The organism is Limimaricola pyoseonensis (genome assembly GCF_900102015.1).
Taxonomy (GTDB): domain Bacteria; phylum Pseudomonadota; class Alphaproteobacteria; order Rhodobacterales; family Rhodobacteraceae; genus Limimaricola; species Limimaricola pyoseonensis.
Window position 1 is genome coordinate 250,264 of sequence record NZ_FNAT01000002.1, and the last position, 24,242, is coordinate 274,505.

At 72.5% G+C, this 24,242-nt stretch carries 17 protein-coding genes; 7 read left to right on the forward strand and 10 right to left on the reverse strand.

Annotated features, from left to right (window positions below):
- Window positions 1–17 precede the first annotated feature (17 nt).
- The 3 genes from BLT43_RS04995 to truA form a co-directional block, all read right to left on the reverse strand.
- Window positions 18–5,594, reverse strand: a complete 5,577-nt coding sequence (locus BLT43_RS04995; protein ID WP_090110660.1) for a translocation/assembly module TamB domain-containing protein — start codon at window positions 5,592–5,594, stop codon at window positions 18–20.
- Entirely contained in the window at window positions 5,591–7,423 is a 1,833-nt protein-coding gene (locus BLT43_RS05000) for an autotransporter assembly complex protein TamA (protein WP_090110662.1), read from the reverse strand. The genes BLT43_RS04995 and BLT43_RS05000 overlap by 4 nt, the downstream gene beginning before the upstream one ends.
- Window positions 7,424–7,542: 119 nt before the next feature.
- A complete protein-coding gene (gene truA / locus BLT43_RS05005) occupies window positions 7,543–8,316 on the reverse strand; it encodes a tRNA pseudouridine(38-40) synthase TruA (protein WP_090110664.1) in 774 nt (257 codons plus the stop codon).
- A 152-nt stretch (window positions 8,317–8,468) separates the two neighbouring features.
- On the opposite strand from truA, the gene BLT43_RS05010 reads away from it, so the two are divergent.
- Both BLT43_RS05010 and BLT43_RS05015 read left to right on the forward strand, forming a co-directional pair.
- On the forward strand, window positions 8,469–9,887 hold the full coding sequence (locus BLT43_RS05010; RefSeq protein WP_090110666.1) for a YcjX family GTP-binding protein: 1,419 nt from the start codon (window positions 8,469–8,471) through the stop codon (window positions 9,885–9,887).
- A gap of 10 nt (window positions 9,888–9,897) precedes the next feature.
- Window positions 9,898–10,917 (forward strand): YcjF family protein, encoded by a 1,020-nt coding sequence (locus BLT43_RS05015; RefSeq protein ID WP_090110668.1) that lies wholly within the window; start codon window positions 9,898–9,900, stop codon window positions 10,915–10,917.
- Window positions 10,918–10,976: 59 nt separating this feature from the next.
- On the opposite strand, the gene BLT43_RS05020 is transcribed toward BLT43_RS05015, so the two are convergent.
- Together BLT43_RS05020 and BLT43_RS05025 are read right to left on the reverse strand one after the other, a co-directional pair.
- The gene (locus tag BLT43_RS05020) at window positions 10,977–11,786 is read right to left on the reverse strand and encodes a glycosyltransferase family 25 protein (protein WP_090110670.1); all 810 of its coding nucleotides are present in this window, start codon (window positions 11,784–11,786) and stop codon (window positions 10,977–10,979) included.
- Between the two features lie 69 nt (window positions 11,787–11,855).
- Window positions 11,856–12,257, reverse strand: coding sequence for a group III truncated hemoglobin (locus BLT43_RS05025; RefSeq protein WP_090110672.1), 402 nt, complete (start codon window positions 12,255–12,257; stop codon window positions 11,856–11,858).
- Between the two features lie 247 nt (window positions 12,258–12,504).
- On the opposite strand from BLT43_RS05025, the gene ileS reads away from it, so the two are divergent.
- Entirely contained in the window at window positions 12,505–15,429 is a 2,925-nt protein-coding gene (ileS, locus tag BLT43_RS05030) for an isoleucine--tRNA ligase (RefSeq protein ID WP_090110674.1), read from the forward strand.
- Window positions 15,430–15,547: 118 nt separating this feature from the next.
- Window positions 15,548–16,384, forward strand: a complete 837-nt coding sequence (locus BLT43_RS05035; RefSeq protein ID WP_090110676.1) for an EamA family transporter — start codon at window positions 15,548–15,550, stop codon at window positions 16,382–16,384.
- Window positions 16,385–16,397: 13 nt separating this feature from the next.
- Here BLT43_RS05035 and BLT43_RS05040 read toward each other — a convergent pair whose 3' ends face one another.
- From BLT43_RS05040 to fsa, 4 genes are all read right to left on the reverse strand, one after another.
- A complete protein-coding gene (locus BLT43_RS05040) occupies window positions 16,398–17,093 on the reverse strand; it encodes a CDP-alcohol phosphatidyltransferase family protein (RefSeq protein WP_090111494.1) in 696 nt (231 codons plus the stop codon).
- Between the two features lie 49 nt (window positions 17,094–17,142).
- Window positions 17,143–18,057 (reverse strand): tyrosine recombinase XerC, encoded by a 915-nt coding sequence (locus BLT43_RS05045; RefSeq protein WP_090110678.1) that lies wholly within the window; start codon window positions 18,055–18,057, stop codon window positions 17,143–17,145.
- Window positions 18,054–18,761 (reverse strand): DUF484 family protein, encoded by a 708-nt coding sequence (locus BLT43_RS05050; RefSeq protein ID WP_090110680.1) that lies wholly within the window; start codon window positions 18,759–18,761, stop codon window positions 18,054–18,056. Before BLT43_RS05050 ends, BLT43_RS05045 begins: the two co-directional genes overlap by 4 nt.
- A 121-nt stretch (window positions 18,762–18,882) precedes the next feature.
- Window positions 18,883–19,536, reverse strand: coding sequence for a fructose-6-phosphate aldolase (fsa, locus tag BLT43_RS05055; protein ID WP_090110682.1), 654 nt, complete (start codon window positions 19,534–19,536; stop codon window positions 18,883–18,885).
- A 273-nt stretch (window positions 19,537–19,809) separates the two neighbouring features.
- Between fsa and BLT43_RS05060 the strand changes: the two genes are divergently transcribed.
- Entirely contained in the window at window positions 19,810–22,002 is a 2,193-nt protein-coding gene (locus BLT43_RS05060) for a primosomal protein N' (RefSeq protein WP_090110684.1), read from the forward strand.
- On the opposite strand, the gene BLT43_RS05065 is transcribed toward BLT43_RS05060, so the two are convergent.
- Window positions 21,999–22,742 (reverse strand): sulfite exporter TauE/SafE family protein, encoded by a 744-nt coding sequence (locus tag BLT43_RS05065; RefSeq protein ID WP_090110686.1) that lies wholly within the window; start codon window positions 22,740–22,742, stop codon window positions 21,999–22,001. The two genes, BLT43_RS05060 and BLT43_RS05065, sit on opposite strands and share 4 nt — an antisense overlap.
- A 332-nt stretch (window positions 22,743–23,074) precedes the next feature.
- Between BLT43_RS05065 and BLT43_RS05070 the strand changes: the two genes are divergently transcribed.
- Together BLT43_RS05070 and BLT43_RS05075 are read left to right on the forward strand one after the other, a co-directional pair.
- Window positions 23,075–23,659: a YdeI/OmpD-associated family protein gene (locus tag BLT43_RS05070; RefSeq protein ID WP_090110687.1), complete on the forward strand. Its 585-nt coding sequence runs from the start codon at window positions 23,075–23,077 to the stop codon at window positions 23,657–23,659.
- A gap of 120 nt (window positions 23,660–23,779) precedes the next feature.
- On the forward strand, window positions 23,780–24,205 hold the full coding sequence (locus BLT43_RS05075) for a cupin domain-containing protein (RefSeq protein WP_090110689.1): 426 nt from the start codon (window positions 23,780–23,782) through the stop codon (window positions 24,203–24,205).
- Window positions 24,206–24,242: the final 37 nt, after the last annotated feature.

Sequence of the window (24,242 nt, forward strand, 5' to 3'; positions counted from 1 at the left end):
CCCGGGGGCCTGCGGGATCAGTAGTCCCGCTCGAAGAACACGCCGAGGCTGGTCTCGCCGTCGCTCGAGACCGAGCCCTGCGCGGTGATGTCGTCGGTGACGTCGAGGTTGAGGTTGATCGAGGTCTGGTCGGTGCCGACGGTGACGTCGGTGTAGATGTTCTCGGACAGGTACTTGCCCGCCCGGACCGCGGCGTTGCCCTCGTCGTCGGTGGTGATGTCGAAATCGTCGAGGCCGGTGCCGGCGCGGAAGTCATCGATCAGACCGCCGCCGCCGGTGCCCGCGAGCGTGCCCACCGCCGCGGCGAGCTGCACCGCCTGCAGCGGCGTGATCGAGGAGAGGTCGCGCCCGAAGATCAGCTGCGCGAGCACCTCGTCCTGCGGCAGGTCCGGGGTCGATTCGAACCGCACCTCGGGCGCGTTCGCCGGGCCCTCGATCACGATCCGCACCACGGTGCCGGTCGCGGTCTCGGTGGTGGCGACCAGCCGGATGAAGGGGGTGAAGCCGCCCTGCAGGTAGGCGCCGCCCTGGTCGAGCTGGAAGCGCTGCTGCAGGATGTCGAGCCGGCCGCGCACCAGCTCGAACTCGCCGACCGGGATCACCTGGTTGGTGGTGCCGCCGATCCGCAGCTGGCCGCCCAGCTCGGCATCGAGTCCGCGGCCGCGGATGAAGATGCGCGAGGGCGCGCTGATCGTCACGTCGAGCCCGTAGCCGGGGCCGGAGGGGCCGTCGGCGCCCCCGGCGCTTTCGCCGATCTCGACGCCCGCCACGGTGAGGCCGGCGCGGTTCAGCGTCCGGCGCACCGCGTCCGACGGCGCGATGTGGCGCACCTCGGGGAGGTCGCCCAGCGCGCCGATGCCGGAGGAGGGAACCTGGATCTCGGTCGCGCCCAGCTCGACGAGGCCGGCGATCACCGCGCCGCCGGCGAGCGGGCCGGTGATCGAAAGCCGCCCGTCGGCGGTGGTCTCGTACAGCTCGGGGTCGCGCAGCTCGAGCCCGTCGAGCCCGATGGCGAGGTCGGCATCGAAGCCGCCCGTGAGCGCGACCGGCCCGCTGACCGTAAGCCGCCCGCCCTGTTCCAGCGCCGCCGAGAGCGCCAGCTCGGCGCGGTCGCCGGTCAGCCGGACCGTGGTGTCGATGTCCTCGACCGACAGCCCGACCGTCGGCACGGCGAGCCGGGCATCGGCGGTCGAGATCGTGCCTGTCACCGAGGACAGCGCCGGCGGGCCGTTCACGGCCAGGTCGAAGCGGGCGGTGCCGTCGAGCCGTCGCGGCGCGATCAGGTCGTTGACGAGGCCGAGCTGCGTCTGGCCGGTCACGTCGAGGTCGAGCGTGCCGTTCACGGCGTAGGTGCCGGCGACATCGGCGCTGGTGCCGCCGGGGCCGGTGGCGCTGGCGTCGATGGTCAGCGTGCCGTCGGCGGCGCGGCTGGCGCTGCCGCTGGCGGTCACGGGCCCCGAGAAGTCGGGGGTGAAGAGGCCGATGTCGTTCAGCCGCGCGTCGAAGGTCGCGCTCTGGCCGGTGCCCGAGCCGGTGGCGTCGGCGGTGACCGAGAAGGCGGGGAAGCGGACGTCGAGGTCGCGCACCGCGATCTCGCCCGGCGCGCTGCGCGCGAGCCGGCCCCGCACGGTGCCGGTGCCGTCGAGCAGCCGCTCGACCGCCTCGACGCCGACATCGAGATCCGAGGCCCGGCCATCCAGCGTCACGTCGAAGCGCGACAGGTCGGGCATCACGGTGCCGGCGGCGTCGAGGTTGACGCTGCCGCCCAGGGGGCGTCCCGCGATATCCGAGAAGGGCGCGAGCGAGGCGATGTCGGCCGAGACGCGCGCGGTGACCTCGCGGCCCTGCGCCTCGGGCGCGACCCGGCCGGTGGCGGCGAGGTCGGTGCCTTGCGCGCGGCCCGTCACCTCGAAGTCGATCCCGCCCTGCGCATCGCCCGAGGCCGAGGCCGAGAGCGTCGCGGGGCCGGTGAGGCCGGGGGCGAGCGGCGCGATCTCGGCGAGGCGGATGTCGAAATCGCCGGTGGGCAGCCCGTCCTCTACGGTGGCGCTGCCGCTGGCCGTAACCTGCGGGTTGGTGAGCGAGAAGCGGGGCAGGGCGAAGTCGTTTTCGCCCGTCCGGATGGCGCGGGCGTCGAGCACGGTCTGCCCGGCCAGCAGCGGGTCGAGCTGGCCGATGCCGGTGGTCACGTCCTGCGCCGTGCCGTCGAGCGTCACGTCGAAGCGCGACAGGTCGGCGCTCGCGGTGCCCGAGGCCGACAGGTCGACCGCGCCCGAGAGCGGGCGGCCGGCGAGCGTGCCGATAGGCGCGAGGTCGTCGATGTCGAGGTCGAGGTCGAAGACGCCTTCGCCTTCCTCGATCTGCGCCGAGCCGGAGAGGTTCAGCCCCTCGGAGGCGACGCGCAGGTTCTCGACCAGCAGGTCCTCGGGGCCGGTGCGCACGGCGTGGCCCGACAGCGTCAGCGCGCCGCCGAACAGCTCGTCGGCCTCCGCCGTGCCGGTGGCGAGGTCGGTGGCGCGGCCGTCGAGCGTCACGTCGAAGGTCGAGGCGTCGAGCGCGGCCGAGCCGCTGGCGGTGAGCGTCGCCTGCCCGTCGAGCGGCCGGTCGAGCGCCTCGCCCACGGCGGCGAGGTCGCGCGCGTCGATCTCGAGGTCGAAGGCCGCGAGGCCTTCGACCACCTCGGCATTGCCGGTGGCGGCGAGCGCCGGGCCGTCGAGCCGCAGCTCCTGCACGGCGAAGCTTTCGGGGCCGGTGCGCGCGGCGCTGCCCGACAGCGTCACGCGGCCGCGCAGGAGCGGGTCGGCCTGCGGGATGCCGGTCACGAGATCGGTCGTCACCGCGTCGATCGTGGCGTCGAGGCCCGAGCCGTCGGTCTCGGCCGTGCCCTGTGCGGTCAGCCGCGCCGCGCCCGAGATGGGGCGGTCGAGCGCCTCGCCCAGCGGCGCGAGGTCCGAGGCCTCGGCCTCGATGTCGAAGCTGGCGGTGGTCCCGTTGAGCGCGGCGTCGCCGGAGGCGCGGATCCAGGGCGCGGAGAGCGCGAAATCCTCGGCCGAGAACTGCATCTCGCCGCTGCGGGCGGCGTTGCCTGAGAGCGTGACGCGGCCGCGCAGCAGCGGGTCGGCCTGCGCAATGCCGGTGACGAGGTCGGTGGCGCTGCCGTCGAGCGTGAGGTCGAAGGCCGAGAGGTCGGTCTCGAGGCTGCCCGCGGCCGAGAGGTCGACCGCGCCCGAAAGCGGCCGGTCGATGGCCTCGCCCACCGGGGTCAGGTCGCTGGCCTGCGTGTCGAGGTCGAAGGTCGCGGTGGTGCCGTTCAGCTCGGCGCGGCCGGTGGCGCGCAGCGTTTGGGTGGTGGCGTTGAGGTTCTCGACCCTGAAGCTTTCGGGGCCCGAGCGGACCACGTTGCCTGAGAGCCGCGCCTGCCCGCGCAGCAGCGGGTCGGCTTGCGGGATGCCGGTGACGAGGTCGGCAGTCTCGGCATCGACCACGAGGTCGAAGGTCGCGGCGTCGGAGGCGAGCGTGCCCGCGGCCTCGAACCGCGCCGCGCCCGACAGCTCGCGCCCGGCGATGGTCGAGAAGGGGGCGATGTCCGCGAGGTCGGCGGTCATGTCGAGCGTGATCTGCCCGCCGTCCTCCTCTGGGGCCTGCACGGCGTCGATCACCGCGCGGCCGTTGGGCAGGGTGGCGGTGACGTTGGCCTCGGTCGCGCCGGTGGCGGTGCGGGTGGCGGTGCCGACGAGGCTCGCGGGGCCGCTGACGCCGTCGAGCGCGAGACCCGCATCCTCGACCGAGATGTCGAACTCGGCGGTGCTGGCGCCGGAGGTGATGTCGGCCTGCCCGGTGGCGCTGAGCCGGGGCGTGACGATGCGGAAGGTCTCGACCCGCGTGCCGGTCTCGTCGCGCGCGGCCTCGAGCGCGATCTCGCCCGCGCCCGCGATGTAGGGGTCGAGCGGCTCGATCCCCAGCGCGAGCCGCGCGGTGGTGCCGTCGACCGTCACGTCGAAGATGCCGTCGAGGGGCCGGAACAGCGCCGCGATCTCGAGATCGGCGGCGCCGGCGAGGTCGAGGCCGGTGAGGCCGGAGAACCGCTCCAGCCGCTCGGCCGAGAGATCGAGCGCGAGGTCGGTCTCGAACCCGTCCTCGGGGCCCGCGACGGTGCCGTTCGCGCCGAGCGCGATGCCCGGCCCGTCGAGGGTGACGCGGTCGATCACGACCGGGCCTTCGCCGTCGCGCTCCAGCACGATCTCGCCGGCGATCTCCTCGCCCAGCGCCTCGGCCAGGTCGGCGTCGTCGAACTGCAGCCCGCGCGCGGTGTAGTTCACGTCGGCGGTGAACAGGCTCGGCGCGGCGTCGCTGTCCTCGACGATGACGCCGCCGCCCTGCACGTTGAGGCGCGGGACGGTCAGGCCGGGGCGGACGAAGTCGGTGGCGACGATGTCGAGCCCCCACTGGTTGCCCAGCGCGCCGTCGAACTTCAGCGTCAGGCTGGCGCTGCCGAGCCGAGTCTCGCCGCCGGCGACGGGCAGCACCACCGGCGCGCCGTCCTCGGCGCCGATCTCGCCCGACAGGTCGAAGCGCTCGGGCCAGCCATCGGCGCCGATCCGGGCCGAGCCGTCGAGCGTCAGCGCCCGCGCGCCGATGCTGAGCTGCGACAGCTCCAGCGCGCCGTCGTCCTCGCGGCGGCCGGTGACGAGCAGGTCGACCTCGGGGCCGAAGAATTCCTCGTAATCCGGGGCGAGCAGCGGCGTGACGTCGCCCGAGACGTCGAGCGTGAAGGCCAGCGGCACGGCGCCGCCCTCGGGTGCGGCGCCGCGGTCGAGCGAGAAATCCCCCGCGATGCGGGGCTCGCCGGCGGTGGCCAGCGCGATCTCGGCGTCGAAATCGTCGATCGGGCCGGTGCCCTCGACGGTCAGCGCGACCGAGGGCCGGCCCGGCAGGTCGAGAAGCCGCGCCGCGATGCCGTCCTCGGCCTCGTCGAGCGCGAGGTTGAGGTCGAGCACGCGGCTTTCGTTGGCGTAGCTGCCCGAGATCTCGAAGCGGCCGGTCTTGTCGTCGCGCCGCTCGGCCACCAGCTGGACCTCGCCCTCGCCGCCCGCCAGGCGGGCCGCGCCGTCGATCGTCAACACCACCGGCTCGCCGAGGAAATCCTCGCCCAGCTCCAGCCGGTCGATGGCGAACTCGTCCACCCGGATCGAGACCGGCAGCTCGGGCAGCGAGAAGGGCGTGGCCTCGGCGGCGGGGGGCTCGCCCGGTCCGGCGCTGGGCGGGCGCATCAGCTCGATCGCGCCGGCCGACAGCTCCTCGACCTCGAGCCGCCCGCGCAGCAGCGCCGTGCGGTTCCAGTCGAGCACGAGGTTCTCGGCCCTGAGCCAGACGCCCTCGTCATCGGCGATGGTCATGACCTCGATCGTGGCGGTCGAACTCAGCGCGCCCTCGAAACCGGTGATGATCACCTCGCGCCCGGCGCCCGAGAGGTTGTCCTCAATCAGCCCGGTCAGGAAGCCGCGGTCGCGCTCGGCCTGCTCCTCCTGGGCGGGCAGGACGGTCGGGGCGACGGTGGCGACGGTGAGCGCCGCGGCGCGGGAGAGCTGTTTCAAAACGCCTGTCCTATTCCGATGTAGAGCTGGACGCTGTCATAGGCATCGTCGCCGGTGACCGGGGTGGCGAGGTCGAGCCGCACCGGGCCGATCGGGGTGGCATAGCGGATGCCGGCGCCGGCCCCGGCCTGCCAGTCGCCGGAGCCGTCGGGGATGCCGTCGCGCTCGACATAGCCGATGTCGTAGAAGCCGACCGCGCCGATGCTGTCGGTGACGTCGATCCGCGCCTCGAGCTGGGCGCCGGCGAAGCTGCGGCCGCCGGAGCGGACCTCGACCGGCCCGTCGCCGAAGTCGCGGATGGTGGTGACGCCGAGCGACTGGTACTCGTGGCCGCGCACCGTGCCGCCGCCACCCGAGTAGAACAGGAAGTCGGCCGGGGTCTCGCTGATGCCGGCGCCGAGCACCGAGCCGAGCTGCGCCCGCGCGGCGAGCGTGACGCGCCCGCCCGCCCCGAAGCTGCGATAGGCCCGGCCGTCGGCATAGAGCCGCACGCCGTCTCCGATGCCGGTCACGCCGACGAAGGGGGTGATCTCGGCGTCGATGAAGAAGCCCTCGGTCGCGTCGAGCGCCACGTCGCGGCGGTCGTAGGTGGCGTCGAGCGGCAGGGTAAGGAGGGTGTATTCGCGGGTGCGCGCGTCGGTCTCCTCGCGCGCCCTCAGCACCCCGATCGCGGCCGAGTAGCTCAGCCGGTCGTTGACGTAGCGCTGCAGGCCGATCTCGGTGCGGATCTGGTCGAGCCGGTAATCGATCTCGTTCTCGCGCTTGATCTCGGCTTCGGCGAAGAGGTCAACATCGGCGCGGAAAGTGGCGGGGCGGTTGAAGCTCGCGCCGAGCCGGTAGTCGGCCCCGCCCGAGCCGGTGACGCCCGGCACCTCGCCCTCGATGCCCGAGATCTCGCCCTCGACGCGGAACCGCTCGGCCCCGCCCAGGAGGTTGCGGTGCAGCCAGAAGGCCGAGAGGCCGAGCCCCTCGACGGTCGACAGCTCGGCCCCGAAGCCGACCCGGCGGGGCAGCGACTCGGAGACCACCAGCTCGAAGGGCAGGCTGGCGTCGGGGCCGATCTCCTCGCTTTCGATGAAGGCCACCGAATCGAAGGCGCCGCTGCGGCGCAGCCGCGTGGCCGAGAACTCGAGATCCTCGGGGTCGTAGACCGTGCCGGTCGGGAAGTCGGCGATGGCGCGGATGCGCTCCACGCGCACGGCCTCGTTGCCGGTGACGGCGAGCGGGCCGAAGCGCAGCCGCGGGCCGGGGGCGAGGCGGACCCGCGCGGCGAGCCGCTGGCTCGGGTGGTCGGCGACGATCTCCTGGTCGCCCACCTCGGCCTTGGCGTGGCCCACCGCCTGCCAGGCATCCACCCCGGCGCGGGCGGCGGCGCGCACGGCCTCGGCGCGGGCGACCTCGCCGGTGGCGAAGCTCTCGGGCAGCTCGGTGTCCGGCGCGAGCGGCGCGATCTCGGTGCGGCCGAAGGCGAAGCGCGGGCCCTGGTTCACCCGGATGGCGATGTCGTCGACCCGGTCCGGCGCGTCGAGCGGCGCGATGCCGGCGGCCTCGCGGCCGTTGACGAGGATCGAGATGGTGCCGCCGTAATAGCCCTCGGCGTAGAGGCCGGTCAGCAGGCGGCGGTAATCGGCGCGGGCGGCGGCGACCCAGTCCTGCGCGCTCGGCGGCTCGGCCTCGTCCTTCAGGTCGATCAGCAGCGATGAGTTCTCGAGCACGGTCTCGAGGTCGTCGTCGGCGACCTCGATGTCGAAGCGGATCTCCTGCGCGAGCACGGCGCTGGTCGATAAGGCGAGGATCGAGAGCCCCGTCAGGGCGGCGATGTTGCGCAAGATGTCTGTCCTCCCGACGGACCGCTCGTATGTCTTCACGATCCGGGTCTGGAGCCGGACCTTGCGCCTATTGCTATCCGATCGGGCGAGGGAGACAACCGCCGGTTCGGTCGTGCCGGTCAAATGTGATCGAACGGATCCGGCGCGTAGCCCACAGCGGCGAGGTAGAGCCCGTGCGGCGGGCAGACCGGGCCGCAGGCGGCGCGGTCGCGCGCCTCAAGCGCCGCGGTCACGTCGTCGGGCGTCCAGGCCCCGGCGCCGACCCGCTCCAGCGTGCCGACGAAGCTGCGGACCTGGTTGTGCAGGAAGGAGCGTGCCTGCACGTGGAAGCGGATTTCCAGCCCGTCGGGCCGCTCCACCGGTTCGACATCGAGCCGGTCGAGCGTGCGCAGCGCGCTGTCGGCCTGGCAGATCGAGGAGCGGAAGGTGGTGAAGTCGTGCCGCCCGATCAGCCGGTCGGCGCCCGCCTGCATTGCGACCGGGTCGAGCATGTGCGGCACCCGCCACGCCAACCCGGCCTCGTGGGTCAGCGGCGCGCGGCGGCAGACCAGCCGGAACAGGTAGCGCCGCCAGGTGGCCGAGAAGCGGGCATGGAACGCGTCATCGACCCGCGCGCAGGCGGTGATGGCGACCGGCTCCGGCTTCAGGTGGTAGTTCAGCGCCTCGGACAGGCGGAACGCGTCCCATTCCTTCTCCATGTCGCAATGCGCGACCTGGCCCAGCCCGTGCACCCCGGCATCGGTCCGCCCGGCGGCGGCGATGGTGTGGGCGCGCTTTTCCAGCTTCCCCAGCGCGGCCTCGATCGCGCCCTGCACGGAGGGGTGCTCGGACTGGCGCTGCCACCCGGAGAAGGGGGCGCCGTTGTATTCGACCTTGAGGGCATAGCGGGGCATGGCATGGCGGGTTAGCGATGCGGGGCGGCGATGGCAAGCATGGTCCACTTCACTCTGAAAATACTCATTTCCCGCGCCTGGCCCGGGCACGCCCCTGTCCATTCCGGGACACGCCGCCTATCTTGCCCGGCAAGGAAGACGGGGAACGGGCAGTGGTCATCTCAAGCATCGCCGACGGTCTGACGCGCGGGGTCGAGGGGGTGGCCGACCGGCTGGTCGCGCCGTTCTCGGACCCGGTGATCCGGCTCGGCGTCACCGGGCTGTCGCGCGCCGGCAAGACGGTGTTCATCACCTCGCTGGTGGCCAACCTGCTCGACCGGGGGCGGATGCCGCAATTCGCCGCCGGGCCGCGGATCACCGGCGCGGTGCTGCGGCCGCAGCCCGACGACACGGTGGCGCGGTTCGACTACGAGGGACATCTCGCGAAGCTGCTCGCGCCCGAGCCGGAATGGCCCGAGGGCACGCGGCGGGTGAGCGAACTCAGGCTCAGCTTGCGGGTGCAGCAGGGCGGCATGCTGGCCGGGCTGCAGGGGCCGCGCACGGTGCATCTCGACATCGTCGATTATCCCGGCGAATGGCTGCTCGATCTCGGCCTTCTGGAGAAGGACTTCGCCCGCTGGTCGTCGGAGGCGCTGGCCCGGCTCGAGGCACGCGCCGGGGCCATGCCCGAGGCGGCGGCGTTCCGCGCGGCGCTGGGCCAGATCGACCCGGCCGCGACGCTGGAGGAGCCGCAGGCCAAGCGGCTGGCCGCAGCCTTCACGGGCTATCTCAACGCCGCGCGCGCGGCGGGCTATTCGGACTGCACGCCGGGGCGGTTCCTGCTGCCGGGCGATCTCGAGGGCTCGCCGGTGCTGACCTTCGCGCCGCTGCCCGCGGGCGAGGCGCCGCGCCAAAGCCTGCGGCGCGAGTTCGAACGCCGCTTCGAGGCCTACAAGCGCGAGGTGGTGAAGCCGTTCTTCCGCGACCATTTCGCGCGGATCGACCGGCAGGTGGTGCTGGTCGACGTGCTGAGCGCGATCCATGCCGGGCCGCAGGCGGTCGAGGATCTGCGCGCGGCGATGGCCGACATCCTGCGCGCCTTCCGCCCCGGGCGGAACGCCTTTCTCAGCCGTATCTTCCAGGGCCGGCGGATCGACCGTATCCTGTTCGCCGCGACCAAGGCCGACCACCTGCACCATTCCGAGCACGGCAAGCTCGCCGCGATCACCGAGGCGCTCTTGCGCGAGGCGCGCGATCGGGCGGATTTCGCGGGCGCGCGCACGCAGGCCATGGCGATCGCGGCGCTGAGGACCACGGTCGAGGACCGGATCAGCCATGGCGGCGAGGAGATCGACGTGGTGCGCGGCAAGCTCTTGGCCTCGGGCCGGCAGGCGGCGCTCAATGCCGGCGCGCTGCCCGAGGATCCGTCGCACCTGCTGGCGCCGGCGCGGGCGGGGGCGGAGAACTGGCTCGACGGCGACTACTCGGTGATGGATTTCGCGCCGGCGCGGCTGACGTTGAAGCCCGGCGAGGGGCCGCCGCATATCCGGCTCGACCGGGCGGCGGAGTTCCTGCTCGGCGACCGGCTCTAGGGAGGGGGCGATGAGCGACCAGAAACGCCGCGGCCCGGTGATGATCGACCTCGAGGAGGAGCCGAAGCGCGGCGCCCCCGAAGTGACGCCCGCCACCGCGCCGCCGGTGCCCGAGCCGGGCCTGCCGCAGGGCGCGGCGCTGCAGCGCGTGGCGGTGGTCGCGGCGCGGCCGCGCTCGCGGCTCGCGCGCTGGTTCCTGTCGGCGCTGGGCGCGCTCATCGGCTTCATGCTGTCGGTCGCAGCGTGGAACTGGGTGACGGGCCTGCTGGCCGCGCAGCCGATGCTGGGCGCGGTCGCCGCGACGCTGCTGGCGCTGGTGCTGGGGCTGCTCATGGCGATCGCGGTGAAGGAGGCTTCGGCCTTCCGCCGGCTGGCGCGGCTCGACCACATCCAGCGCGGCGCGGCGGCGGCGCTGGGCGCGCAGGACCTCGCGCAGGCCAAGACGGTCTCGGCCGAGGTCGCGCGGCTTTATGCGGCGCGCGACGCGCTGGCGCCGGGGCTCGAGCGCGTGAAGGCACGAGAGGGCGACCTGTTCGACGCCGACGCGGTGCTGGGGCTGGCCGAGCGTGAACTTCTCGCGCCGCTCGACCGCGAGGCGATGCGCGAGGTCGAGGCGGCGGCCCGGCAGGTGGCGACGGTGACGGCGGTGGTGCCGCTGGCGCTCGCGGACGTGGTGGCGGCGCTGACCGCGAACCTGCGGATGATCCGCCGGGTGGCCGAGATCTATGGCGGCCGGTCCGGCACGCTCGGCGCGTGGCGGCTGACGCGCTCGGTGCTGACGCACCTGGTGGCCACCGGCGCGGTGGCGGTGGGCGACGACCTGGTGAGTTCGGTCGCCGGCGGCGGCGTGCTGAGCCGCGTCTCGCGCCGTTTCGGCGAAGGCGTGGTGAACGGCGCCCTGACCGCGCGGGTCGGCGTCGCGGCGATCGAGGTCTGCCGCCCGCTGCCGTTCCGCGCGGTCGAACGGCCCAGCGTGACCGGGCTGGTGCGGCGGGCGCTGACGGGGCTGTTCGGATCGCGCGAGGGCTGAAGCTCCGGGGGGCGGCGATGGCCGGGCGGCGCGCCCGGCGGGAAAGGGGGCGCCGGTCCCTAAAGCAGCTTTTCGAACCGCGCGCCGCGCCACAGCGCCGCCAGCCGGCCCGGGATCGCGCGCATCGACAGGGCCTCGCGCGCGAGCCGCACCCGGTTCCAGTCGGTGGCCTCGCGCTGGCTCTGGCGCGAAGGCTCGATGTCCGAGCCGGCATGGTGGTGGAAAATCACCGCCGGGGTCAGGCGGTGCACGCCGGGGGCCCGGAAATGCGGCGCGAAGGCGGGGTTGAAGAGGTGATGGTCGATCGGCGCGGCGAAGCCGTCGAAGTTCGCGGCCATGCGCGCCACCGTGTCGCGATGCGCGACATAGCCCCCGCCGCCCAGCGCCCGCGACCACAGCCGGACCAGCCGCCGCCCCGGCAGCGGCTGCGGCAGGGCGCTGTCCGAGACCAGCATCTTCTTGGCGCGCGGGGCGTTGCGGTCGAGCTTGACGAGCCCGGCCGCGGGCGTGACCCAGCCGTCATCCGCGAGCAGCCCGGCCAGCTCCGGCTCGAACTCCACGTCGTCCTCAAGCACGCAGAGCGCCTGTCCCGAACCGGAAAGGAACTCTTCCCAGCACAGGCGATGCGAGATGGCGCAGGCCATCTCGGCCGGGGCGCAGGGATAGGACCGGCTCATCCTGGGGAAGTGGCGCGACAGCTGCGCGGGCTCGGCGCTGGCCGCGTCGACGGCGTCGAACCACTCCCAGGCGATGCCCGCCGATTCGAGCTTGGCCTGCATGACCTGCCGCCGGTCCGGCCGCCGGAGCAGGCTGATGACACGGGTCTCGACCGGCCGTGTCGCGGTGCCCATGGCGGAACGGGTCTGCATGTCATGAACCTCGCGGATGCGGCCGGGTGGGGCCACGCCTAGACCGGCGGCCCCGCCGGCACAACGCCGTCACCGCAGTTTCGGCACGCCGCCTTCAAACGTCTCGCGCTCGGTCACGCCGGCGCGCAGCGTGCGGCCGATGCGGTGCGCCAGCGTGGACCACGCCTGCGCGGTCTCGGGCGGCAGCTCCTCGCGCAGGGTCATGTCGAAGAGCGCGAGCCAGGGCGAGAACATGCCGGGCCGCACGTCGCGCGCCTCCTGGTGCGCCTTGAGCGGGCTGCCGCGGTAGCCGGGGCGGCCGAGGATCGCGCTGGCCCAGAAATCGGTGACCAGCGCCTCGTGGGCCGGCCAGTCCTCCACGTGTTTCGCGAAGACCGGGCCAAGGCCGGGATGGGCGCGGATACGCGCGTAGAACCGCGCCACGACGCGGGCGATCTCGGCCTCGGTGATCTCGATGCGCGGCTCTGGCATGGCGGGTCCTTTCGCCAATCCACATAGCCCCTCGCGCCGGCCGCCGCGAGGGGGCGGGGGCGCTTTACCCCCGATCCGCGCGGGCCTATAAGCGCGGGCATGCAGGCCCTTCGCGCCCATATCACGCGAATTACCGGCCCGGCGCTCTGACAGCATCAGGGCCGCCGGGACAAGGCGCATGAGCCACGGCCGCGCCGCCCTCAATCCATTTCCGACCACGACCGGACTTCGACAGGACCGACCAGCGATGTGCGCCGATACGCCCGACACCCAAGCCCCCGACACCCCCGACTACAAGGACAGCCTGAACCTGCCGCGCACCGATTTCCCGATGCGCGCCGGCCTGCCCAAGCGCGAGCCCGACTGGCTCGATCGCTGGCAGCGGATCGGGGTCTACGACCGGCTGCGCGAGAAGGCGGAGGGCCGCAAGCCCTTCACGCTGCATGACGGGCCTCCCTACGCCAACGGCAACCTGCATATCGGCCACGCGCTCAACAAGATCCTCAAGGACATGGTGGTGCGCAGCCAGCAGATGATGGGCCGCGACGCGCGCTACATCCCCGGCTGGGACTGCCACGGCCTGCCGATCGAGTGGAAGATCGAGGAGCAGTACCGCGCCAAGGGGCTCGACAAGGACAAGGTCGACGTCGTCGATTTCCGGCAGGAATGCCGCCGCTTCGCCGAGGGCTGGGTCGACGTGCAGCGCGAGGAGTTCCAGCGGCTCGGCGTCACCGGCAAGTGGGAGAAGCCCTACCTGACGATGGACTTCCACGCCGAGCGGGTGATCGCCGAGGAGTTCATGACCTTCCTCATGAACGGCGTGCTCTACCAGGGCTCGAAGCCGGTGATGTGGTCGCCGGTCGAGAAGACCGCGCTCGCGGAGGCCGAGGTCGAGTACCACGACAAGGAAAGCTTCACGATCTGGGTGCGCTTCCCGGTGCTGGGCTCCGACGACCCGCTCCTGCAGGGCACCGACGTGGTGATCTGGACCACCACGCCCTGGACCATCCCGTCCAACAAGGGCGTCGTCTACCACCCCGACATCTCCTACGGCGTCTACGAGATCACCGGCGCGCCCGAGGGCAACTGGGTCAAGACAGGCGACAAGCTGCTTCTGGCCGACAAGCTGGCCGAGGGCTGCCTGTCCAAGGCCCGCGTCGACGGCTGGGAGCGGATCGGCGATGCGCCCTCGCTCGAAGGGCTGTCGGTCGCGCACCCGTTCGCGGGCATCGAGGGCGGCGAGGGCGAATGGGACCAGCCGCGCGACTTCCGGCCCGCGCCCTTCGTCACCGACGAGGACGGCACCGGCTTCGTGCATTGCGCGCCCAGCCACGGCATGGACGAGTTCGAGCTCTACCGCGACGCGGGCATGCTGTCGGAGGTCATCACCTACAATGTCGAGGAGGACGGCTCCTTCCGCGCCGACCTGCCTCTGTTCGGCGGCAAGCGCATCCTCAAGCCGAACGGCAAGGAGGGCGACGCCAACGCCGCGGTGATCGAGAAGCTGACCGAGAGCGGCAAGCTCTTCGCGCGCGGCAAGATCAAGCACTCCTACCCGCATAGCTGGCGCTCCAAGGCGCCGCTGATCTTCCGCAACACGCCGCAATGGTTCGCCGCCATCGACCGCGAGGTCGGCGACGGGCAGGACCGGTACGGCAAGACCATCCGCGACCGCGCCCTGACCTCGATCGACGAGCTGGTGACCTGGACGCCGAAATCGGCGCGCAACCGGCTGCACTCGATGATCGAGAGCCGCCCGGACTGGGTGCTGTCGCGCCAGCGCGCCTGGGGCGTGCCGCTGACCTGCTTCGTGAAGAAGGGGGCGAAGCCGACCGACCCGGATTTCCTGCTGCGCGACGATGGCGTCAACGCCCGCGTGCTCGAGGCCTTCGAGGCCGAGGGCGCGGATGCGTGGTATCGCGACGGCGCCAAGGCCCGCTTCCTCGACGGGATCGTGAACCCTGACGAGTACGAGCAGGTCTTCGACATCCTCGACGTCTGGTTCGATTCGGGCTCCACCCACGCCTTCGTGCTGCGCGACCGCGAGGACGGCTCCGAGGACGGGCTGGCCGATCTCTACCTCGAGGGCACCGACCAGCACCGCGGCTGGTTCCACTCCTCGATGCTGCAATCCTGCGGCACCAAGGGCCGCGCGCCCTATCGCGGGGTGCTGACGCATGGCTTCACGCTCGACGAGAAGGGCATGAAGATGTCGAAGTCGCTGGGCAACACCGTCAGCCCGGCCGACGTGACCAAGCAGTACGGCGCCGACATCCTGCGGCTGTGGGTGGCGCAGTCGGACTACACCGGCGATCTCAGGATCGGGCCGGAGATCCTCAAGGGCGTGGCCGACGGCTACCGCCGGCTGCGCAACACCATGCGCTTCATGCTGGGTTCGCTGGCGGACTTCACCGAGGCCGACCGGGTTGAGCCTTCGGAGATGCCCGAGCTGGAGCGCTGGGTGCTGCATCGCCTGGCAGAGCTGGATGAGACCGTGCGCGCGGGCTACGACGCCTACGACTTCCAGGGCGTGTTCCGGGCGGTGTTCGACTTCGCGACGGTCGAGCTTTCGGCCTTCTACTTCGACATCCGCAAGGACGCGCTCTACTGCGACGGCGACACCGCGCGTAGGCGGGCGGCGCGCACCGTGCTCGACCTGCTCTATCACCGGCTGACGACCTGGCTGGCGCCGATCCTCGTCTTCACCATGGAAGAGGTCTGGCTCGAGCGGCATCCGGGCGACGACGCCTCGGTGCATCTGGCCGACATCCCCGAGACGCCGCAGGCGTGGCGCGACGAGGCGCTGGCCGCCAAGTGGGCCGCGATCCGCAAGGTGCGCCGCGTGGTGACCGCGGCGCTCGAGGTGGCGCGGCGCGACAAGGTGATCGGCGCCTCGCTCGAGGCGGCGCCGGTGGTGCATGTGCGCGATGCCGAGGCGCTCAAGGCGCTGAAGAGCGTGAGCTTCGAGGATCTCTGCATCACCTCGGCGATCTACCTGACCGCCGACCCGTCGCCGGCCGAGGCGTTCCGCCTGCCGGAGGTCGAGGGCGTCGGCGTGGTGTTCGAGCGCGCCGAGGGCGAGAAGTGCCAGCGCTGCTGGAAGATCCTGCCCGATGTCGGCCGCCACGCGCATCCGGGCGTCTGCGCCCGCTGCGACGCGGCGCTCGCATGACGACCTTCCGGCGCCGCGCGAGTCGTGGCGCCGGATCCGAGTATTTGAAGAGTGAAGGAGCAGGGCGCGCGCCTTGCTTCTTCACTCCGCAAATACTCATCGCCGCCTGCGGCCCGCGATGAGCCTTCCGGTCTTCCTCGCGGTGATGCTCGCGGCCTTCCTGCATGCGAGCTGGAACGCCATGATCAAGCTCGGCGCCTCGAAGGTGGCGGGCATGGTGATCCTGGCGCTTGTGCAGGGCGTGATGGGGCTTGCCGTGGCGCTGGCGCGGCCCTTCCCCGAAGCCGAGGTCTGGCCCTGGGTCGCCGCCTCCGCCGTCTGCCACGCCGTCTACAACACCTTTCTCGCCTTCGCCTACGAGCATGGCGACCTGAGCCGGGTCTACCCGATCGCGCGGGGTGCCGCGCCGATGGCGGTGCTGGTGGCGAGCGCGCTGTTCCTGTCGGACGCGATCGAGCCGATGTCGGTCGTGGGCGTGCTGGTGCTGGGCCTCGGTATCCTCGGCATGGCGCGCGGCGCGCTGGGCTCGGGCGAGAGCCGCCACCTCATTCCCTACGCGCTGGGCGCGGCGGCGGGAACCGCCGGCTACACGCTCGTGGACGGGCTGGGCGCGCGGGTCTCCGGCGACCCGATCGCCTATGTCGGCTGGCTCTTCGTGGCGCAGGCGCTGCTGTTTCCGCCCGCGGCCTTCATGATGCGCGGGCGCGGGCTCCTGCGGGTCTCGCCGCGGGTCTGGGGGCAGGGGGCGCTGGCGGCGGCGGCCTCCTACGGGGCCTATGCCATCGCGGTCTGGGCGATGACGCTGGCGCCGATCGCGCTGGTCAGCGCGCTGCGCGAGACCTCGATCCTGTTCGCGGTGCTGATCGGCTGGGCCGCCTTCGGCGACCGGATGGATCGCGGCAAGGCGGTCTCGGCGGCGCTGATCGTCTCTGGCGTGGCGCTGACCCGGCTCTGAGCGGGCCGCGCCCTCAGCCGTCGCGCCCGTGGATCAGCTGTTGCGCCGCGCCGGCGCCCAGCAGGTAGACCGAGGTAATCACCAGACCCCAATGCGCCCAGCTCGCCGGGTCGAAATCGACCCAGGCCGCCCAGCCCGCGAAGAAGGTCCAGGCCAGCGCCATCGGCAGCGACACCGCGCGCCAGCGCTTGGTGCGCACCGGGTGGATGAACTTCACCGGCAGGAACATCGCCACCGCCAGCACCACCACCAGCGCCAGGATGATCCAGAAGTTCGGCGACAGCGCGAACAGCACCAGAACCAGCATGTTCCAGCAGCCCGGAAAGCCCTGGAACGAGTTGTCCCTGGTCTTCATCCGGCTGTCGGCGAAGTAGAGCGCCGAGGCGTAGGTGATGACGATGATCGCCACCCAGCCGGTCCAGCCCGGCAAGAGGTCCGACTCGAACAGCGCGTAGGCCGGGACGAAGACGTAGGTCAGGTAGTCGATGATCAGGTCGAGCAGCACGCCGTCGAAGATCGGCGCGTTGCGCTTGACGTCGTATTTGCGCGCCAGCGGCCCGTCGACCCCGTCCACCGCGAAGGCGACCACGAGCCAGAGGAACATCATGCTCCACTCGTCCTGCACCGCCTCCAGCATGGCGAGCATCGCGAAGACCGCCCCGGTGGCGGTGAGGAAGTGGACCCCGAGGGCCTTCTGAGCGTCAGTCATGCGGTCCCTCATGGCCGAAAGCGCGGGCGGGCGCAACGTGGGCGTGCGGTCACGCGCGCGGATGGGCGCGGTCATAGACCTCCATCAGCCGCGCCGCGTCGACGGCGGTGTAGGTCTGCGTGGTCGAGAGAGAGGCATGGCCCAGAAGCTCCTGGATCGCCCGCAGGTCGCCGCCGGCGTTGAGCAGGTGGGTGGCGAAGCTGTGGCGCAGCGCGTGCGGCGTGGCGGTGGCGGGCAGGCCGAGCTGCAGCCGCACCGCCTCCATCACCTTCTGGATCGGGCGCGGCCCGAGCGCGCCGCCGCGCACGCCGCGAAACAGCGGCAGGTCGGGGGCCATGGGATGCGGGCAGAGCTTCAGGTAGTCCGCCACCGCCGCGCGCGCGGCGGGCAGCACCGGCACCAGCCGCTGGCGCCCGCCCTTGCCGGTGACGCGCAGCGTCTCGGGCAGGGGCACGTCGGCGCCGGTCAGCGCCAGCGCCTCGGAGATCCGGAGACCGCAGCCCCAGAGCAGCGTGACGACGGCGACGTCGCGCGCCGCCACCCACGGCTCGCGCGCCTGCAGCTCGACCGTGTCGAGCACGCGCGCCGCCGCCGCCTCGTCGAGCGGCCGCGGCAGCCGGGCGTTGAAGCGCGGCGCGCGGGTCGACAGCACCGCCGTCGCCTCGAAGCCCTCGCGGTCCGACAGCCAGCGATAGAAGGCCTTCACCGCAGAGAGCGCCCGCGCGAGGCTGCGCGCCGAGAGACCGCGGCCGCGCTCATGCGCCATCCAGGCGCGCATGTCGGTGACGCTCAGCCGGGTGATCGCGCCCAGCCCCTGCGATTCGCCGTGATGGGACTGCATGAAGGCCAGAAAGCCCAGCAGGTCGCGCTGGTAGGCGGTGATCGTGTTTCGCGCCGCGCCGTTCAGCGCCCGTTCATGCTCGAGCCAGCGGTCGAGCGCGGCGGTGAGCGCGGGCGAGATCACGACAGCCAGCGCCGCATCTGGCGCTCGAACACGCCGGCGAAGAAGCCCATCAGGTCGGTGCCCTGCTGCGGCGTGAACCGGTCGGCGTCCGAGGCGCCCAGAAGCAGCATGCCGGGCAGCCGGCCGGGCCCGAAATCGAGCTTGAGGCAGGCCTCGGACAGGATCTCGGGGGCCTGCCTGCCATAGGGGCTGGGCTCGCGCGGCGCGACCTGACGCAGCGCCACCTGCCTCAGCGGCACGTTGCGCCCCTGCGTGACGTAGTCGGCGACGTAGCCCGGCTCGGCCACCGAGAGCACCTCGGAAAGCCGCGCGATCGCCGGGTCGTCCTCGGGGCGCGCGGTCTCGAGCACGAGGCGCACGATGTCGACGCGCAGCATGTCGGCCACCTCGCCCGAGAGGTCGCGCAGGAACACCTCGAACTGCGTGGCGTCCATCATCCGCAGCACGGCGCGGTGGATCTGGTTGGTGCCGGCGAGGTTCTCGTAGGCGGCGGCGATCACCGAGCGGTGCGTGTCCTCGAGCCGGTCGAGCCGCGTCTCCAGCCGCTTCATGGCAAGGCCGCGCAGGTCGACCACGTTGGTGCCGCGGGCGCGCTCGTCGGCCTCGACCAGCGCGCGCATGATGTCGGGATCGTCGAGCAGTAGCGCCGGATCGGACAGGATCCGGTCGCGCAGACCGTGGTCGAGCGGCTTGGGCTGGGTCATGATCGGGTCCGGGCTGTCGCGTCGCGGGCCATGCTAGCAGCCGCGCGGCGCCGATGCGCCCCGGCGGCGCGCGAAAGCGGCGGGGCGCGGCCTCGAAGGCACAGCGCCCCGCCGACGATCCTCAGAGGATCTTCTGGCCGGTCTTCTCCCAGTCCTTCAGGAAGCCTTCGAGGCCCTTGTCGGTCAGGACGTGGTTGGCCATCGCCTTGATCACCGCGGCCGGGGCGGTCGCGACGTCGGCGCCGATCTTGGCGGCCTCGGACATGTGGTTGGCCGAGCGGATCGAGGCGGCGAGGATCTGCGTCTCGAAGCCGTAATTGTCGTAGATCTGCCGGATGTCGGCGATCAGCTCCATGCCGTCGAGGTTGATGTCGTCGAGACGGCCGATGAAGGGCGAGATGAAGGTCGCGCCGGCCTTGGCGGCCAGAAGCGCCTGGTTGGCCGAGAAGCACAGCGTCACGTTGACCATCCGGCCCTCGTCGGTGAGGGTCTTGCAGGCCTTGAGGCCGGCCCAGGTCAGCGGCACCTTGACGGCGATGTTGTCGGCGATCTTGGCCAGCTCGCGGCCCTCGGCGATCATGCCCTCGGCGTCGAGCGCCACGGTCTCGGCCGAGACCGGGCCGTCGACGATGCCGCAGATCTCCTTGGTCACTTCCTTGATGTCGCGGCCCGACTTCATGATCAGCGACGGGTTCGTGGTGACGCCGTCGATCATGCCCAGATCGTTGAGTTCGCGGATCTGGTCGATCTCGGCGGTATCGACGAAGAATTTCATGACGGTCTCCCTTGCATGGATCGCGTCCCCGGCGCGGGGGCGGCTTCGCCTTGGGTCTAGCCTAGATGCGGGGATGGTGGAACAGCGCATTGACGTTGCGGCCCGCCCATCGGGCGGGGCCCGGGGTGGCCGCGGCCCGGTCTGCGCCCGCCCCGGCACCGGCTCTGGCTCTGGCTCCGGCGCCGACGGCGCGACACGCCGGTCCCTTGAACCGGGCGGCGCCGCGCCGCATGTTGGCGGCTCTCGAATTTTCCCGAGGATGCCGTCCCGCCCATGACAGAGACCCGTTTCGAGGCAGGCGCGCTGATCGGCGTGCTGACCACCCAGCCGCTGGACCGGGTGCTGGACTACCGCGCGCCGCCGGGCGGCTGCGCGGCGGGCGACCATGTCGAGGTGCCGTTCGGGCCGCGCCGCGTGCACGGCGTGGTCTGGGGGCCGGGGGCGGGGGATTACGACCCCGCGAAGGTGAAGGCGGCGATCCGCGTGCTCGACATCGCGCCGATGCGCGCCGTGATGCGCGACTTCCTCGGCCGGGTCGCGGATTACACGTTGACGCCGATGCCGGCGATGCTGCGGCTCGCCACCCGCGCGCCGGGGCTGACCGAGCCGCCCGGCGCGCGCAAGGTCTACCGGCGCGGCCATGGCCAGCCGGGGCGGATGACGCCGGCCCGCGCCCGCGTGCTCGACCTTCTGGAGGAACATGACGGGCTGGCCTTCCAGCTTGGGGAACTGGCCGATCTCGCCGGGGTGGGCTCCTCGGTGATCAAGGGGCTCGTGCCCTCCGGCGCGGTGGTCGAGGAGGAGGCGCCGCGCGACGTGCCCTATCCGCCGCTCGACCCGGAGATGGCCGGCAAGGCGCTGACCGGCGACCAGGAGCTGGCGGCGGCGCGGTTGCGCGAGGGGATCGCGGGCGGGCGCTACGGCACGACGCTCCTGAAGGGCGTGACCGGCTCGGGCAAGACCGAGGTCTATCTCGAGGCCGTCGCCGCCTGCCTCGCGGCCGGTCGGCAGGCGCTGGTGCTGCTGCCGGAGATCGCTCTGACGGCCGAGTTCCTGACCCGGGTCGAGGCGCGGTTCGGCGCGAAACCGGCCGAATGGCATTCCGGCGTGACCACCACTGAGCGGCGGCGTTGTTGGAAGATGGTGGCCGAGAACGGCGCGCAGCTGGTGGTCGGCGCGCGCTCGGCGCTGTTTTTGCCCTTCTCCGATCTCGGGCTGATCGTCGTCGACGAGGAGCACGACACCTCCTACAAGCAGGAGGACGGCGTGCTCTACAACGCCCGCGACATGGCGGTGCTGCGCGCCTCGCTGGAGCGGGCGCAGGTGGTGCTGGCCTCGGCCACGCCGTCCTTGGAAAGCTGGGTCAACGTGCAGCAGGGCAAATATGCCCGGCTCGACTTGGAGAGCCGCTTCGGCCCCGCCGTGATGCCCGAGATGCGCGCCATCGACATGCGGACCGAGGAGGTGCCCTCGGGCAGCTGGATCTCGCCGGCCCTGAAGGGCGCGGTGCTGCAGCGGCTGGAGCGCGGCGAGCAGTCGCTTCTGTTCCTGAACCGCCGCGGCTACGCGCCGCTGACCATCTGCCGCGCCTGCGGCCACCAGATCGGCTGCAAGCATTGCGACGCGCGGATGGTCGAGCACCGCTTCCTCAAGCGTCTGATGTGCCACCAATGCGGCGAGACCGCGCCGATGCCCGAAACCTGCCCGAACTGCGAGGTGGCGGGCAAGCTCGCCGCCGTCGGGCCGGGTGTGGAGCGGATCACGGAAGAGGCGCAGGCGCTGTTTCCCGACGCCCGCGTCACGGTGCTCAGCTCCGACCTCTTCGGCTCGGCCCGGGCGCTGAAGGCCCGCATCCTTGAGATCGCCGAGGGCGCGGCCGACATCGTGGTGGGCACGCAGCTGGTGGCCAAGGGGCACAACTTTCCCAAGCTGACGCTGGTGGGCGTGATCGACAGCGATCTCGGGCTGCAGGGCTCGGACCTGCGCGCCGCCGAGCGGACCTTTCAGCTGATGCGGCAGGTGGCGGGGCGCGCGGGCCGCGCCGAGGCGGCGGGCACGGCGCTCTTGCAGACCTTCCAGCCCGAGCACCCGGTGATCGGCGCGATCCTGTCGGGTGACGAGGAGGGGTTCTGGGCCGCCGAGGCCGCGGCCCGCCGCGCGGCGGGCGTGCCGCCTTACGGCCGGATGGCCGGGATCGTCATCTCCTCGCCCGACATGCAGCAGGCCTTCGACCTCGGCAACCGGCTGGCGCGGCTCGACGCGCCGCTCAGGCGAATCGGCGCGCAGCTCTTCGGCCCGGCGCCCGCGCCGATCGCCCGTGTGCGCGGCCGCCACCGGGTGCGACTGCTTGTGAAGGCCGAGAAGGGCGCGCCGCTGCAGGCGGCGCTGGCGCAGTGGGCGGCGCAGGTGAAGGTGCCGGCCAACACCCGGCTGGCGATCGACATCGATCCACAGAGCTTTCTCTAGCCGATCGCCTGCCACACGCCGCGGACGCCCAGCACGATGATCAGCAGGCCCACCAGCACCATCAGCGCGCGCCGCGGCGCGTAGCGCACGGCGATGGCGGCGAAGGGCGCGGCGGGCAGGCCGCCCACCACCAGCGCCAGCGCCGCCATGCCGAATTCCGACAGGCCGAGATGGCCGGCGAAGGCGACGGTGATGGCCGAGGTCACGAAGAACTCGGCCGCGCAGGAGGAGCCGATCATCTGCCGCGCCGAGCCGCCCGAGGCCAGCAGCGTGCCTGACACGACCGGCCCCCAGCCGCCGCCGCCCACCGCGTCGACGAAGCCGCCGGCAAGGCCGAGGCGGCGCACGCCCCGGGGCGGGTGGATGCCGGGCACCGCGCGGAACGCCTTCCACAGGATCACCCCGCCCATCAGCACCAGGTAGGCCGAGACCAGCGGCGCGAGGTGCTCGCCCAGTCCGGTGGCGAGCAGGCTCGCACCCGCCACCCCACCCAGCGCGCCCGAGATCGCCAGCGGCCGGACCATCTTCCAGTCGACGTTGCGGGCGAAGTGGTGCGAGGCGGCGCTGGCGCCGGTGGTCGCGGTCTCGGCCAGATGCACCGCCGCGCTTGCCGCCGCCGGGCTGTAGCCCAGCGTCAGCAGCAGCGAGGTCGAGGTCAGCCCGTATGCCATGCCGAGCGCGCCGTCGATCATCTGGGCGGCGAAGCCGATCAGCGCGATGTCCCAGAACCCGTCAATCATGGCGGGGGCGCGGGGCGGCCGCCGCAGGGCCCGGTCTCCGGGCGAGGATGGCGCCGTGGCGCCGGGTCGGTCGGGTCAAGTCACGCTCCGCGAAGGCCCGGCCAGCCGGGCTTGCCACCACCATCCGGTCGGTCGGCGTGGCCGCGAAGGCGCGCGACGGCTCTGACAGGCGAGACGGAGATTGATACGGCCGGGCGCAGGCGCAAGCCCCCGCGCGCGTGGACGTTCCGTCACGGTGGCCCGGAGTGGCCCGGACGCGCCCGCCTTCGCGCTTGCCCGCCGGGCGGGGCGGGGCAAGACTGGTGGCGGGCCAGCGGAAAAGGAGGCCGCAGATGACCGATCCGAGGATCGAGGCGTTCTTCGCCGAGGCGCCGCGATGGCGGGCCGAGCTTGGCGCGCTGCGCGCGCTGCTCCGTTCGACCGACGGCATCGAGGAGGTCTGGAAGTGGCGCCAGCCCTGCTATGTCTGCGCCGGCGGCAACACCGCCATGGTGGCCGGGCTGGCGGAGCGCTGCGTGCTGTCCTTCTTCAAGGGCGTGCTGTTGCCCGACCCCGACGGGCTCCTGGTGCCGCCCGGCCCGAACTCGCGCTCGGCGCGCTACGTGGCCTTTCACGACCTCGACGAGATCCGGGCGCGCGAGCCCGCGCTGCGCGACCTGCTGCGCGCGGCGGTCGAGATCGACCGGGCGGGGCGGCGTGTCACCTTCCCGCAGGACGACATCGTGCTGCCCGACGAGCTGGAGGAGGCGCTCGCCGCCGACCCGGAGCTGGCGGCAGCCTTCGAGGCGCTGACGCCGGGGCGGCAGCGCGGCTACGCGATCCTCGTCTCGGGCGCGAAGAAGCCCGAGACCCGCTTCGCCCGCATCGCCAAGCACGCGCCGCGCATTCTCGCCGGCAAGGGTATGCACGACCGCTAGGCCGGTTTCGGCGCATGCCCCGAACGAGGCCCGGAAACGACGCCGCCATGTCGCGCCCGGACCGGCGGGGCGACCCCGATTCGGCGCAGCCTCGCGGCAGGAGCTTTCGGGAGGTGCGCCATGGAACTGCCGGCGGTCGCGGAGTGGGAGGGCGCGCGGGTCGCGCGCGGATTCTCGGTCGAGGCGGCGAGCCTGCCGCTCGAGGGCGGCACCGACCCGGCCTTCGGCACGGTCCGCTGGCGCACGCTGGTCTCGGCCGACCGCACGCCGTCGTCGGGCATGACGCTGGGCCTCGCCGAGTTCGGGCCCTTCGACACGCTCGAGCCGCACCGCCACGGCCCGGCGGAGTTCTATCTCGGCCTCGACGGCGCCGGCATCGTCACCATCGACGGCGCGCCGCACCCGATCGGGCCCGGCACCGCCGTCTTCATCCCGCCCGAGGCCGAGCATGGCGTGGTGGCCGGGCCGGAGGGACTGCGCTTCGCCTACGGCTTCCCGACCGCGCGCTTCTCCGAGGTCGACTACAGATTCTCGCCCCGCGGCTGACGCCACGTCTCGTCAATCGCGCGGCGGCGGCGTAAAG